Origin of the sequence: Bradyrhizobium sp. NP1 (genome assembly GCF_030378205.1) — a bacterium.
Classification (GTDB): domain Bacteria; phylum Pseudomonadota; class Alphaproteobacteria; order Rhizobiales; family Xanthobacteraceae; genus Bradyrhizobium.
Window position 1 is genome coordinate 5078295 of the sequence record NZ_CP127385.1, and the last position, 13110, is coordinate 5091404.

Sequence of the window (13110 nt, forward strand, 5' to 3'; positions counted from 1 at the left end):
GGGCTCTCTTGCGAACTTCCGGTCCGAAAGGACACTAGCAAACTCATGATTCTAGTGTGGTGGTTCGGAAGCGAAGGCGGAACCGCCGCGCCGCCCGCGGCGTTTCTCGTCCATGAGAATTCCGGACCAGTACCGCAACATCCTCCTGCTCGGAACGGTGACGTTCCTTGGCGCATTCCTTGCCGCCGGCGCCGCGTTCTGGGACGAGCCGGCGCGGACGGAGCCGAAGAAGGCCGCCCTCCATACCGGCCAGACGCCGGTCCGCATCGTCGGTCCACCTTTCGTGCCCAACACCAATCCGCGCGAGCGATAGCGCGGCGCGCGCCGCGCGACTGCTGGTGACGACGCTCGCCGGTGTCACCGTTTTGTCACCCTGAATCTCAATCCGACATCGAACGGTTATCCACAGGCAGGCCAGCTTGATTCCCTCAAGGCGCTTTGCTCGACTGTTTTTCTAGCGGCTGAGGTGGATCATGAACTGGGTCCGTGAGCGTGACGCGCTGATCGCGCAGACTCTGGCATTCGTGCAGGGCGTCGCCGGCAAGACTGACAATGCGGCGCGACCGCAGGATCGGCTTGCAGGCCGCGGTGAGAACGGCGGTGTGGCCGCGTTTGACGCGGTACGAAGCCCGCGCGAGGTCATCGAGCGAGCGCGGGACACCCCCGTCGCGCGGGCCGAGCCCCTCGACCGCCGGCATCCGATCGTGCTCAGCGAGGTGAAACGGGAGATCCAGAGCCGGATCGACGGCTTTCGCGCTCATCAGGAGCGGTTCAACCGCGAACGTGCGGAGTATTTCAGCGCGACGATCGCAAAACTTCGCGCCGCGATCGACGAGGTGCAACCGCCTCGGCCGTCCCGCCTGCGCGACAAATAGGCTGGCCCGCTGTTTGGACGTGATCCGGTTGCGCTCGCGCTCCGCATTTTGTCGCCAAGGGAGTACCGTTACCCGCCTCGCGCCGGCCAGCCCGGCCCTTCCAGGGGGCCGGATCAAGGGGTCAGAGCCAGGCCCACACCAGCATCACATTGGCTGCGCAAGCCCCGAGCAGCGCAATCGTCAGCGCCAGATGAACCCGCGTGCAGGAGGTATGCAGCATCGTTCCCATGGCCGGACCATCGGGCGATTCTAGGCGGGGAGTCCCGGGGATTCTTTTTTCCGCGATTCAGGACTTGTTAAGGACTCAAAGGCCGGTCAGGCCGGGCCGGCAGGCTTGCCATTTTCGTGATGGATCGCCGCCTCCGCGCCCGGAAACCGCAAGCACAATCCGGACGTTGACCGGCTTTCGGGAGCCGTCCATGCCTTACGCGCTGATTTGTGGCGACGCCCGGCTGAGCAAGGCCTATCCGACCGAAGCCGACGTCTGGAAACTCGCCCGGGAAAGCGGGCTAGTGGTCGACGCCGCCTCGGAGGAGGCGAAGCCGGCGCCACGGCCGGTGCTCGACAATGACTACGAGATAAGGCCCTGCCCGGCCGACCCGGACGAGGATCCGGCTCGGAACAAGGACGAGGCCGAGCGGCTGGCCAAGCGCGAGCTTCAGTTCATGCGGTGAAATGGCGCGGCATTCGCGGGCGCCGGGCGGCCGACCCTCACGGCGTCGCCGTCGCGCGCGAAGCCTGCTCGGCGGCGAGCGTGACGCAGACCTTCTTGCGGTGCAGGCCGCGGACCACGCCGGTGACCCTCAGCACCTTGCCGGCCGGGCACGCGGCATCGCGGACGAAGGCGACTTCGAAGGGAGCAAGGAAAAGCGGCTCGGATTTCAGCACGGTTTCGGCCGACGACGGCAGGGTGCCCGCCGCAACGACAAGAGCTGAAATCAAGATACGCATGTGCGTTACACCGCCCGCTTCCCGCATAATAGCGACGGAGCATGACAGGTTCCGTGCGGTCGTCGAAAAAAGTTCGGTCCTCAAGCAGGAAACAAAAAGGCCGGCGGGGACGCCGGCCTTTTCCGTTTCTGCGTGTGCTCGCGTTCGGCGTCAGTACTTGTTGGCGACCGGGCCACCCCAGCCGAAGCGATAGTTCACGCCGAGCTTGACGGTGTGGTCGTCGTCGCGGAAGCGCGTGCCGACAATCGGTGCCGGACCGCTGGTGAAGGCCGTCGAGCCGAAATTGTAATACTGGTACTCGGCCTTGGCCGACCAGTTCGGCGCGAACATGTATTCGAGGCCAGCACCGACGGTGTAGCCGTCGTGGTGATTGCCATTGGTGGTGAAGGCGACCGGCGCGCCGAGGGTGCTGACGCCGAAATTGTTGTTGTCGCGCCAGGCGTAGCCGCCCTTGGCATAGAGCAGTGCCGGACCCCAGGTATAGCCGAAGCGGCCAGTGACCGAGCCGATCTCGTTATTCCTGGTAGTGATGACGGTGCTCCCGGGGAACAGCACGCCGTTACCGTTATTGTTGCTGAGCCAGCTATACTGGGCCTCGGCGCCGACCACCCAGTTCGGGGCGAACTGATAGTCGAAGCCGCCCTGCACGCCGCCCATGAAGCGGGCATTGCTGCCGATCAGGCTGTTGTTGCCGGCGAACGCTCCGCCGACATGGCCGCCGATGTAGAATCCGGTCCAATTATAGATCACGGCAGGCGCAGTATAGGCCGGCGCCTTGGTATAGGTCCGCGCCGGCATGTCGGCGGCAACCGCCGGGGCCGCAAACGCGAACAGCGCGGCCGCGCCAAGCAAAAGCCTTTTCATGAGAAATTCCCCGTTACTGTCGGTGGCGACAACATTCAAACAACGTGGCCTCAGTTTGGTTGCTTCGCGGCAATGTCGGACCTGTGATTTCATGTCGCTGTGGCGCCGAAACAACACCGGCGTTTGTTCCATCGCGAGGCAGCTTAGGCGACGAAAATGCTGATTTTCCATTAGTTTCGGCCATCGACCGGCCGGTCTGGTTCAAGCCTCGCCAAAAAGTGATCGGCAGGGTTCGCGCGGACTTAATGCGACGCCTCAACGTTGCATCTTTTCCAGATCCGGAAACGGCGCGTAGGCCGCGCCCGCGCAGACGTCGGACGCGTTCTCCACCAGGCGGTCGAGCCTGCCGCTGACATACATCACTGCGCGTTCGCGCGCCTCGCGATAGTTGCCGTCGAGCTCGCGCGGCGTGAAGCGCAGGCAACTGACATAGCGCTGCCGTCCGCCTACCGTGCGCACCACCGGGTCGGCCATCTCGGCATTGCGCACGCCGACGGGATTGTTGAGGTAGGTGCGCATGAAGGCCAGGATCTCGACGCGATAATTCTCCGGATACCGTTCCTGCGCGCTCGAGTCGGCCACGAAGGAGGTCGGCCCGGGCCCGTCATTGCCGAGACAGCCTGTCAGGGCGAGCGGCAGCAGCACGATCGCGAGGCGCGTTGCCGATATGCCCAATTGCTGTCCGTTCCTCGTGAATCGTCGGTGCCGTTCCAGCGGTCCGATTTTACCCGGCGAGGCACTTTTGCGAATGCTGGAATCAAGGAACCACTAGCAAATTATTGATGCCAGTGAAGCTTGGGATTTGACGTTTCCATTCACGAAAAGATGCCGGCCCGCGGTCGCTGGGGACGCAACGACGCGGGCCGGCCATTATCCGCTGATGCGGCGGGGCAATGTGGAACGAACCACACCGGCGGATGGAGTTACGATCTCAGCCGCGACGGGTCTTGGCTTCGCTGTGCTTGAAGCCGACCTTCGCGTGCGTCTTGATCATGCCCATTTTCTTGTGGTGGTGATGCCGGGCATGATGACGGCCCATCTTGGCGTTGGCATTGAGGACGTTCTGCTTGGCCGGCGCGACCTTGGTCGCCTCGGGCTTCGCCGCGATCGTCTTGGCCGGCTGGCTCTGGGTGGTGGCCGGGGTCTGCGCAGCCTTTTCGGGGCCGGCGGCGAGCGCCGGCGCGGCAATCACGGAAACGGCAAGCAGGGCTGCTGAAATGCTCTTGAGCATGGTTGTCTCCTCTTGGGGATCGGGAGGTGACCGGCCGGATGGTCGGGCTTTCCGATCATTGCAACACGACCCTAAGGGGAGCGCACTGAACCCACCCTGAAGCACGAAGACGGGCTCCGTTCATCTGCATGACATGTTTGTCATGTTCACCGATGCCGCATCTGGAGCCCTTGTGAACGGCGCCCGAACCAGCGCCGGGAATGTTTAAGCGGCTGAGGTGTTCAATTCCGCGGAGCTGGGTGTAGCGCCGGGTTTCCGAAAACTGTGGGAGAACTGCATGAACAAGGTTGCGATACGGCTCTTGACGCTGGCGATGTTCGCCTTTGCGGTGGCGGCGGCGCCGCTCCTTTCCACCGCCTATGCCGCGGGAGGCGACAATCCCTCGCCGCCCGCGTCCGGTTCCAGCAAGGACAAGAAGAAGGACAAGAGCTCGGCGATCGACAACCCGAAATTCCTCGCCGGCTATCACACGGCCTACGCCACGATCTATGACCGCCACGATTATGCCGCCGCAATCGATCAGCTCAAGGCGCTCGGCCAGGACGACCGCGCCGATGTCGCCAACCTGATCGGCTATTCCTACCGCAAGCTCGGCGACTACAAGCTGTCGCAGGTCTGGTATGAGCGCGCGCTCACGGCCGACCCGAACCACGTCCGCACCTGGCAGTATTACGGCCTCTGGCAGCTCGAACAGGGCAACCGCGATCAGGCGGCGTATCACCTGAACAAGATCGCCCAGCTCGCCGGCACCAGCAGCGAGGAATATCGCTCGCTCGCTGCCGCCATGGAAAAGCCGCCGGGCACTGGTCTCGTCTACTAGTGGTCCAATTCTAATATTCGCATTCCGTCAGGACAGGCACTTTTGCGAATGTTAGAATAAGGACCGCCAGCAAATATTGTTTTCTAGTGGAGCTTTGGGTTTGACGTTCGCATCACGATGCTCGGTTAGTAGCGAACGTCAAATCCGCTCCACTCATACCCAAACCAACGGTCGACAGGAGGAATGGATGAGCAAATCTGTGATCAGGTTCGCAACGCTTGCGGCGTTCTCGCTCGCATTCGCGTCAGCGCCCGTGATCTCGACGGTCTACGCCAACCCTGACGAGAATGCGCCGGCCCCCTCCTCCTCGACCAAGACCAAGGGCAAGAAGAAGAGCGAAGCGGCGCCATCAAGCGAGTATGCGGCATTCGCTGCCGGCTATCGCGCCGCTTACACGACGATCTACGACCGCCACGACTATGCGAACGCGATCGACCAGCTCAAGGCGCTGGGCCACGACGACACCGCGGCGGTCGCCAATCTGATCGGCTATTCCTACCGCAAGCTCGGCGACTACAAGCTATCGCAGGTCTGGTACGAGCGCGCGCTGAAGTCCGATCCGAACCACGTCAAGACCTGGCAGTACTACGGGCTGTGGCAGGTCGAACAGGGCAACCGCGATCAGGCGCAGTATCACCTGAACAAGATCGCGCAGCTCGCAGGCAAGGACAGCGAGGAATACCGTTCGCTCGCCGCGGCGCTCGAGCAGCCGCCGGGCACCGGCCTCGTCTACTGAACGCCCTGACCTGACCGAACAAGACGGCGCGAGCCTTGCCGCTCGCGCCGTCTTTTTGCTTACGGCTTCATCATGGCCTCGGCCTCGGCGCGGAGGGCCTGACGCGAGGTATCGTTCGAATAGAACATGTGGCCGCCGGGATAGACCGCGAAGCGCACCCGGTCGGGCGACGCGAAGGCAGGCAACTGGTCGAGCGCGATGCGCGTGCCGAAATAGGGCGTGGCGAGATCGAACAGGCCATGCGCGACCAGCAGTTTCAGCTTCGGGTCGAGCGCGAGGATCTGCCTGAGCTCGGCGATCGACTGCGGCGGGTTGATGCCGCGCCCGAAATCCCAGCTCCGCTCGACCGAGCCGTTGAGAAGTTCGTAGGAGCCGTCCGGCCGCCAGTTGAGCTTGCGCCTGGTGAGATCGACGGCGGCGCTCGAAAGCGACGCCATAAGTCCCTCGCCGGAGGGATCGCTGAAATGGAACGCGCTCGAATCCGGATAGGGGTCGAAGCCGCGCACCGAGGCGTCGTACCGTCCGGTCACCTTGCCGTTGCGCCGGTCGAATTCGCGACGGAATTCACCGACGTCGAAGCGTCCGGCGAGCCGCCGGCTCACCGCCTGATCGATGCCGGTCAGCGCCGCCACGCGGTCGGCGAGCCGGTTAGTGGCTTCGGCATCCTGCTCGCCGCGGACGAGATCGGCCAGGAACTCGCCGCGCGCGTAGGTCTCGACCTCGGCGAGATCGGCACGGGTCACGGGCCCCTTGGCGGCGCGCGCCACCGCTGCATAGCTCGGCAGGCTCGCGACGTACTGCAGAAGGCTGGAGCCGGTGAACTCGCGAAAATCGAGCAACGGCGAGATCAGGATCAGTCCGTTGACGCCGACGCCCTGCCGCGTCTGCAAATTGTTCACGACCTTGGGGCCGCGAATGCCGCCATAGCTTTCGCCGGCAACATATTTCGGCGAGGCCAGCCGGTCGTTCTTCTCCAGCCAGCGGCGGATCACCAGCGCGATCGAGGCCACGTCGCCCTCGACCGAGAAGAACCGCTTGCGCGCCTCCTCGCCGCTGGCGACGAAGCGGCTGTAGCCGGTGCCGACCGGATCGATGAAGACAAGGTCGGTGAAATCGAGCCAGGTCTCGTTGTTGGCCTCAAGCTTCGGCGCACTCGATGGCGTCACGCTGGCCGCATCGAGCGGCAGCCGCCACGGCCCGCTATTGCCGAGTTGCAGGTAGGCGGACGCCGCGCCAGGGCCGCCGTTGAACAGGAACGTCACCGGACGCGCGGCGCGGTCGACACCGTCGAGCTGGTAGGCGGTGTAGGCAATGTCGGCCTGCGGCTCGCCCTTGTCGTCGAACAGGCGGATGGAGCCCGCGGTCGCGCTGAAGGTGAGCGTGCGTCCGGGCAGATCGAGCGTCTGGCCGGTGGTGGAATCCGGTGGCAGCCGATGCTGCTCGGCGGCGCCCTGCGAGCCCGGCGTATTGGCCGCGGCGCGGCCACTGCCTGGTCCGGCCTTCTGACCCGCAGGAGTGGTGGCGGCTTCCGCAGGCGGCTGCGAGGCCTCCTGGGCCGAGGCGGCCGCGAGCGACAGCACGAGAAGTGCGGCCGCACCGTGCAGCGCGCGCCGCGACGGCAAGGCAAGGGGCATTTTCGTCTCCTTACGGCTGAGGTCGGCTGGATCATGCCCGCGGTACTTATATCAGGCATGACAAGGCGATAGCCGCGGCTTCTAGCCCGCAATTGCGGCGGATTGGGGCAGCGCGGGCGGCCCGGTTAGTGCCGCCCGTTTGCGTTTGACTTCAAGAATCGGATCGGCGTCCGTCTCGACAAGCAGGATGCGGCCGTATAGACGACCACGGCGCCGGACACCGGCGCGCAAGGGACCATCAGATGACCGCGAGCCAGCGATATGACCGGATCGCCTTCGTCGCCAGCGCCGGCACCGAGGCGCAGGCGGCGCTCGCCCAGCTTGTGGCGCTTTACGGCAACCACGACCCCGACGATGCCGACGTCGTGGTCGCGCTCGGCGGCGACGGGTTGATGCTGCAGACGCTGCACCGGCACATGCGCACGGGAAAGCCGATCTACGGCATGCATCGCGGCACCGTCGGCTTCCTGATGAACGAGTACTCGACACACGACCTGCGCGCGCGCCTTTCCGCGGCGCGCGAATCCGTGATCCATCCGCTCCTGATGCGCGCCACCGACGTTCATGGCGGCATCCATATCCACCACGCCATCAACGAGGTCGCGCTGTTCCGCCAGACCTACCAGGCGGCGCGGCTGCGCATCCTGATCGACGAGCACGAACGCATGCCGGAGCTGATCGCTGACGGCATTCTGGTAGCGACGCCGGCCGGCTCGACCGCCTACAATCTTTCGGTGCAGGGGCCGATCCTGCCGATCAACGCGGCGCTGCTCGCGCTTACCCCTATCAGCGCGTTCCGCCCGCGGCGCTGGCGCGGCGCCCTGCTCCCCAACACCGCCTATGTGACCATCGAAGTGCTGGAAGGCGAGAAGCGCCCGGTTGCGGCGGTCGCCGACCACGACGAGGTGCGCGACGTACGCCGGGTCGAGGTGCTCTCCGACAAGACGATCGCGATGCGGATGCTGTTCGACCCCGGCCACAGCCTGGAAGAACGCATCCTGCGCGAGCAATTCGGCTACTGATCCGCGCGCTCGACTGGCTCCGCCGCAACGCTTCGTTAACCGGCGCCGCGATATGGTTAACAGGGGTATACCGCCGGCCAGGCATGCCCCTGGGGCCTGCCATGTTCCGCATCGATTTCAACAAGCTGCGTTTCCTCGTCTGCGACGACAATCCGCACATGCGCCGCATCCTGCGGACGCTTCTGCATTCGTTCGGCGCGCGCGAGGTCTATGAAGCCGAGGACGGCGCCACCGCGCTCGAAATGTACAGCCATTACGTGCCCGATATCGTCATCACCGACTGGTCGATGCCGATCTTCGATGGCCTCGAGCTGACGCAGATGATCCGCCAGCCGGAATCCAAGGCCAACCCCTACGCGCCGATCATCATGCTGACCGGCCACTCCGAAAAGCGCCGCGTCACCGTGGCGCGCGACGCCGGCGTCACCGAATTCCTCGCCAAGCCGATCTCGGCCAAGGGACTCTACCAGCGCATCCTCAACGTGGTCGCCAACCCGCGTCCCTTCATCAAGACCAAAATCTATTTCGGGCCCGATCGCCGACGCAACACCAACACCGCCTATATCGGGCCGGAGCGCCGCGGCACCGGCGAAGCGGAGGTCCTCCAGCAGCCTTCGCTGCTCGACAAGGCCCGGTCCTCCGCCTGAGGTGATGACACGAATGCCCAAGGACAAGCAGCCCGCGATCGAGGTCAAGACCTACCCGACCCACCACGTGATCACGCAGCCCAACCCGCTGCGCAGCGTGCTGCGCCGCGTGCCCGAGACCGATCTCGACGATCCGGTCGGACGTGCCGAAAAGGCGCTTGCCGGACTGTCGGGCGAATTCGGCAACTGGATGGCGGCCGAGGCCGACCGCCTGTCGGCGGCGCATGCCGCGATCCTCAAGGGCGGCTTCACCAATGCGGCCTGCGAAGAGCTGTTTCGTGCCGCGCACGACATCAAGGGGGATGCGGCGACCTTCGGCTATCCGTCCGCGGCCGGCGTTGCCGAAAGCCTCTGCCGGGTGATCGAGCACGCCCCCGATCTCGATGCCGTGCCGACCGAGCTGATCGCGCATCACGTCAATGCCATCCTGGCGATCGTGCATGGCAACACGCGGCTCGACAGCGTGCGCACCGCCACGGCCCTGAACCGCCGGCTGCGCACCGTCGCCGACGAATATCTCAAGCAGGTCAACCGCGACCGGCCCGAGCACCTCGAGGCGATCCTGGCGCCGAGCATCGTGCCGGGGGAGTGATCCCCAGGTTCGATCGTGACCTTCGTCGTGCCCGGCCCTTGAGCCGGGCATCGACGTCTCTGCGGCCATAAAATGCGGAAGACGTGGATGGCCAGGCATAGCCGTCCGGAGGACGGCGTCGCTTCCGCTCGCCTATCGTCCGGAGGACGGCGTCGCTTCCGCTCGCCTATGCCCGGCCATGATGGAAAGTCACGCCGCGATCAGGTCGTGATGGGCGGGCGCAACCGCGTGCTCGGCGGCGAGCTCCTCGCAGAACTGCCGCGCCTCCTCGCGCGCCGATTCCGTCGCAAAGCGCCGCAGCAGGATGAGAAGCGGCTCGGCCGCGTCACGGTCGCTCTCGCAATGGGTCAGCACGCGCTCGACCATGCGGCGGCGCAGCCGCGCGGCTCCCTCCGGCGTGTCGACGAAGCCGCTTTCATGACAGGCTTCGAGCGCGACGCGGAATGCCACATAGGTCGATGCCGGGAAGCCTGCGCGCTTCAAGAGGGCCTGCAGGCCCGCAGCGCCGCGGTCTTGCACCAGAGCCGAGACGCGCGCCTGCGGCAGACCGGACAGTTCGGAAAGCGCCGCGTCGAACAGTTCGAGATTTCCCGACAACAGCGCGCGCAGGATCAGACCCGCGGTGAGCTGGCCGGCGGCGCGCAGGTGCCGCACCAGGCCGCGCGTGTCATCGCCACACGAACGCGCCGCGATATGGATGGTGGAGCGATCGCGCGCTTCGCTCGCGATCCGCCCTGCCCGGTCGGCACTCAGCCAGTTTTTCGCCACCACGAATTGCGCCAGCGTCTCGGACAGCTTGGTGACCAGCGCGGCGCGGGTCGCAGCCGGCAAATCCTCCAGCGCCAGCATCGATTCCCTGATCGCGGCGAGATGGCCGTGCCGCTCGACGATGCGGTCCCAGGAAAACGGCGCCAGCTCTGCGTAAGGATTTTCGATCAGTTCGAGCGCGGCCTCCGCGGAACCGACTTCGGCGATCGCCGCGCAGACCGAAGGCGGCAGCTTGATACGGCGCGCGATCGCGCATTGCACCTCGCTCGAGCCGGTCGCGACGATGTCGACGAGGTCGGCGTCGATCAAGAGCGTCGAATGTTCGAGCACGCACAGCGCGACCGAGGGCTGGTCGAGTGCCAGCGCCTGCACGATCGCTGCCGGTGCCTCGCTGCTGCGCGCGAATACCTGCGCCATCGCCTGGCGCACCAGCGGCGACGGATCGTCGAGCTGCATCAACAGCGCGCCTTCAGCCGCCGCGCGGTCCTCCTCGGAAAGATCCGAGATCAGCCAGGCCCGCGCCAGCGATCGGGTGGCTTCCGCCCGTTCGCCGGCGGCCGCGGTCCTTACCCAACTGATGAACTGCCGAACGATCATGAATCCTGCCGGCTTACGCAAAACCTTGAAAACGAGATCCAAACAACCACTGCAATACAAAATAAACCACGACGCTTAACAAAGCGTTCACCATAACCGGCTGGTTTCATTGACGTTTCATTAACGAAGGCCGGCCGTCCAGGAAGCTTCGGCCGGCCTGCATGCGCAAGCCGGCCGATCGGTGCCTTCAAAGATTGCCCCGGTCGCGACGGCGCCTGAACTCAGGCGCGCTTGCGCGAGCGTCGCGCCGACTTGGCGGCCTTGTGCGCGACAGGCTTTTTCACCGCGGACCGCTTCCGGCGTACGCCACCATGCGGCGTCGCCGCGTGTTTGACCGGCTTCGCACCATGTTTCGCCGAAGCCGGCGCATGCTGCGGCACGCGCGGCTTCGTCGCGGCGGTTGCCGCGCTGGCGGTTGCGGCCGCCGCGCGATGCGCGCCCATCCAGAACTGCAGCTCGGCGAGCTCGTCGCCGCCGAGATAGCCGGTCTGCCACTGGTCGTCGTCGACAAGGCCGTGCCAGACCTTCGGATCCTGCCGGTGCGCCTCGACATAGGCGTTCCAGCGATAGGTCTGGTAGATCGCGATGATGTTGGCGGCATAGGCCGCAGCAAGCGGCGCGTTGCCCTCGATGATCATCAGGTTGTCGTCGTTCTTGCTGGAAGCCTTGAAGCCGAGATTGTGCGAGCCGGTCATCACGACCGGCTTGTCGCCGAACGGATCGAGCACCACCACCTTGCTGTGGATGTGAACGCCCGAACCGAGAACTTCCGTCGCCCAGTCGTGGAAGACGTCCTTGATGTTCTTCGGCACCATCGATTCATAGCCCAGCCGCTGCGGCGGCTCCTTGCCGCCGTTGAACAGCGTCACCGGTGTCTTGGCTTCCGGGTCGAGCGCGGCCTCCGCCGCCGACGGTCCAGCTCCCGCCTGCTCCGTGGTGAGGTTCTTGATCTCCTGGTTCACCACGCCGTGGATATAGAGGCTGCCATCGTAATTGGCGCTATCCTGGTGGTGACGGAACAGGATGCTCTGCAGCAGCGTCCATTTGCCGACCGGCTGGTCTTCCTGGACAAAGCCGCCCGGGTTGAAGAACAGGAAGAGGATGCCCTGCTTGGCGGCGTTGATCAGCTTGCGCGCATATTCGAGGTCCGGCCCGCCATTGGTCGGCGCGAACCATTGGGTGATGGCGCCACCGTCGACGTTCATGGTCCTCGCGGTCGAATTCGTCTTCGCGAGCGCCGGCGGATAGCCGTTGCCGGCCTGCGCCAAGAGCTTCCATTCGGCGAGAAAATCCGCCGCGACCGCCGCGTCCTTGACGATGATCGCATTGTTGGCCTGCGTGCACAGGCCGGTGACGGTCCAGTTGGTGCTGCCGGACAGCACGCTGTTCGGGTTGCCCGCGGAATCGCAGGCGACCACGAACTTGTTGTGCGCGAAATGGTTGCCCGTGACGATGCGGTTCTTCAGGTCGACGACGCCCTTCAGTTGCGCGCGCACCGCCTTGTTCTCGTCATTGGTCGGTGGCTTGAAGGCGCCGTTGGCGAGGATCAGATGGCACTTCTTGCCGAGCGCCTTCAGCCCCGCGATCAGCTCGGGATCGTTGAGCTCGTAGAGCGCGGCGTAGATCTCGCCATTGCCCTGCTTGACGTCGGCCAGGAGCTGCAACAGCCGCTCCCGCAACAGCCCGCTCAGTTCGTTGCGCAAGGGATTGTTCGGCGTCTTGATGATCCCCTGGATATCGGGATGCGGACCAAGTTGCGCGAGCGCTCGCGAAACCCACTGCGCCGAGATGATGCCCTTGTTGAAATAGGCGCTGATGTTCGGGCTCGCCTGGCTCGAAATCGTCAGCGGCGCGGTCAGCGGACTCGCGGCCGTCGTGGCGAGCTGCAAATGGTTGCGGTCACCGACGACGGGAATGACCGAATACTGCACCACGTCGCCCGGCTTGACGTAGTAGTCCCACCACATGAAGCGCTGCAACGGATGTTTCCAGGGCGCTGTGGGATCGAGCTGGTCGTCATCGGAGAAGCCGGCAAAGCCGTGCAGATAGGTCTCGGCGCCGCCCTTGAGCTGGCGGATGGTGAAGCCCCGGCAATTTGCGATGGGCTTGGCATCGGAGGTCAGCCACACCACGACGGTGTGATCGCCGTTGTCATAAACTTTCACATCGATGGACATAGGTCACCTCTCGGCCATGAGCCCAGCCACCCGGCGGCCAACCTATGCCTCTACCTCCAAGCGTACAAGTGAACTAGAACACTTTTGGTTGTCATAAAAATGTTGCGGGAATCGGCGCGTGAGGTCGGATGTGACGGAGCGCGATGCTGCTAGTGGAGCGGATTTGACGTTCGCTACCCGTCTGCCACGATGGGAT

The 13110-nt window shown here is 64.8% G+C and carries 15 protein-coding genes; 8 read left to right on the plus strand and 7 right to left on the minus strand.

Annotated elements, in window-relative coordinates; genetic code table 11:
* Nucleotides 1–112: 112 nt before the first annotated feature.
* The 3 genes from QOU61_RS24595 to QOU61_RS24605 all read left to right on the plus strand — a co-directional run bounded on the left by QOU61_RS24595 (nucleotide 113) and on the right by QOU61_RS24605 (nucleotide 1549).
* Complete coding sequence (locus QOU61_RS24595) at nucleotides 113–313, plus strand: hypothetical protein (protein WP_289653783.1); 201 nt, start codon at nucleotides 113–115, stop codon at nucleotides 311–313.
* Nucleotides 314–473: 160 nt separating this feature from the next.
* Nucleotides 474–875 carry a hypothetical protein gene (locus tag QOU61_RS24600; protein ID WP_289653784.1) on the plus strand — a complete coding sequence of 134 codons (402 nt, stop codon included), beginning with the start codon at nucleotides 474–476 and terminating at the stop codon, nucleotides 873–875.
* 419 nt (nucleotides 876–1294) lie between these two features.
* Nucleotides 1295–1549 (plus strand): hypothetical protein, encoded by a 255-nt coding sequence (locus tag QOU61_RS24605; RefSeq protein ID WP_289653785.1) that lies wholly within the window; start codon nucleotides 1295–1297, stop codon nucleotides 1547–1549.
* A gap of 37 nt (nucleotides 1550–1586) precedes the next feature.
* Here QOU61_RS24605 and QOU61_RS24610 read toward each other — a convergent pair whose 3' ends face one another.
* From QOU61_RS24610 to QOU61_RS24625, 4 genes are all read right to left on the minus strand, one after another.
* Nucleotides 1587–1826 carry a hypothetical protein gene (locus QOU61_RS24610; protein ID WP_289653786.1) on the minus strand — a complete coding sequence of 80 codons (240 nt, stop codon included), beginning with the start codon at nucleotides 1824–1826 and terminating at the stop codon, nucleotides 1587–1589.
* A gap of 150 nt (nucleotides 1827–1976) precedes the next feature.
* Entirely contained in the window at nucleotides 1977–2690 is a 714-nt protein-coding gene (locus QOU61_RS24615) for an outer membrane protein (protein WP_289653787.1), read from the minus strand.
* A gap of 255 nt (nucleotides 2691–2945) precedes the next feature.
* Complete coding sequence (locus QOU61_RS24620) at nucleotides 2946–3365, minus strand: hypothetical protein (RefSeq protein WP_289653788.1); 420 nt, start codon at nucleotides 3363–3365, stop codon at nucleotides 2946–2948.
* A gap of 256 nt (nucleotides 3366–3621) precedes the next feature.
* Nucleotides 3622–3921: a His-rich protein BRANT gene (locus tag QOU61_RS24625; RefSeq protein WP_289653789.1), complete on the minus strand. Its 300-nt coding sequence runs from the start codon at nucleotides 3919–3921 to the stop codon at nucleotides 3622–3624.
* A 277-nt stretch (nucleotides 3922–4198) separates the two neighbouring features.
* On the opposite strand from QOU61_RS24625, the gene QOU61_RS24630 reads away from it, so the two are divergent.
* The gene (locus QOU61_RS24630; protein ID WP_289653790.1) at nucleotides 4199–4741 is read left to right on the plus strand and encodes a tetratricopeptide repeat protein; all 543 of its coding nucleotides are present in this window, start codon (nucleotides 4199–4201) and stop codon (nucleotides 4739–4741) included.
* A gap of 187 nt (nucleotides 4742–4928) precedes the next feature.
* Entirely contained in the window at nucleotides 4929–5477 is a 549-nt protein-coding gene (locus tag QOU61_RS24635; RefSeq protein WP_289653791.1) for a tetratricopeptide repeat protein, read from the plus strand.
* Between the two features lie 59 nt (nucleotides 5478–5536).
* Here the strand turns inward: QOU61_RS24635 and QOU61_RS24640 are convergent, their stop codons facing one another.
* Nucleotides 5537–7111: a S10 family peptidase gene (locus tag QOU61_RS24640; RefSeq protein ID WP_289653792.1), complete on the minus strand. Its 1575-nt coding sequence runs from the start codon at nucleotides 7109–7111 to the stop codon at nucleotides 5537–5539.
* A gap of 242 nt (nucleotides 7112–7353) precedes the next feature.
* Here QOU61_RS24640 and QOU61_RS24645 point away from each other — a divergent pair, with 242 nt between their 5' ends.
* The 3 genes from QOU61_RS24645 to QOU61_RS24655 all read left to right on the plus strand — a co-directional run bounded on the left by QOU61_RS24645 (nucleotide 7354) and on the right by QOU61_RS24655 (nucleotide 9372).
* Nucleotides 7354–8133: an NAD kinase gene (locus QOU61_RS24645; RefSeq protein ID WP_289653793.1), complete on the plus strand. Its 780-nt coding sequence runs from the start codon at nucleotides 7354–7356 to the stop codon at nucleotides 8131–8133.
* 101 nt (nucleotides 8134–8234) lie between these two features.
* Complete coding sequence (locus QOU61_RS24650) at nucleotides 8235–8780, plus strand: response regulator (RefSeq protein WP_289653794.1); 546 nt, start codon at nucleotides 8235–8237, stop codon at nucleotides 8778–8780.
* A 13-nt stretch (nucleotides 8781–8793) separates the two neighbouring features.
* Nucleotides 8794–9372, plus strand: coding sequence for an Hpt domain-containing protein (locus QOU61_RS24655; protein WP_289653795.1), 579 nt, complete (start codon nucleotides 8794–8796; stop codon nucleotides 9370–9372).
* Between the two features lie 189 nt (nucleotides 9373–9561).
* On the opposite strand, the gene QOU61_RS24660 is transcribed toward QOU61_RS24655, so the two are convergent.
* Both QOU61_RS24660 and QOU61_RS24665 read right to left on the minus strand, forming a co-directional pair.
* Nucleotides 9562–10737: a DUF2336 domain-containing protein gene (locus QOU61_RS24660; protein WP_289653796.1), complete on the minus strand. Its 1176-nt coding sequence runs from the start codon at nucleotides 10735–10737 to the stop codon at nucleotides 9562–9564.
* A gap of 221 nt (nucleotides 10738–10958) precedes the next feature.
* Nucleotides 10959–12914 (minus strand): phospholipase D-like domain-containing protein, encoded by a 1956-nt coding sequence (locus QOU61_RS24665; protein ID WP_289653797.1) that lies wholly within the window; start codon nucleotides 12912–12914, stop codon nucleotides 10959–10961.
* Between the last annotated feature and the right edge of the window lie 196 nt (nucleotides 12915–13110).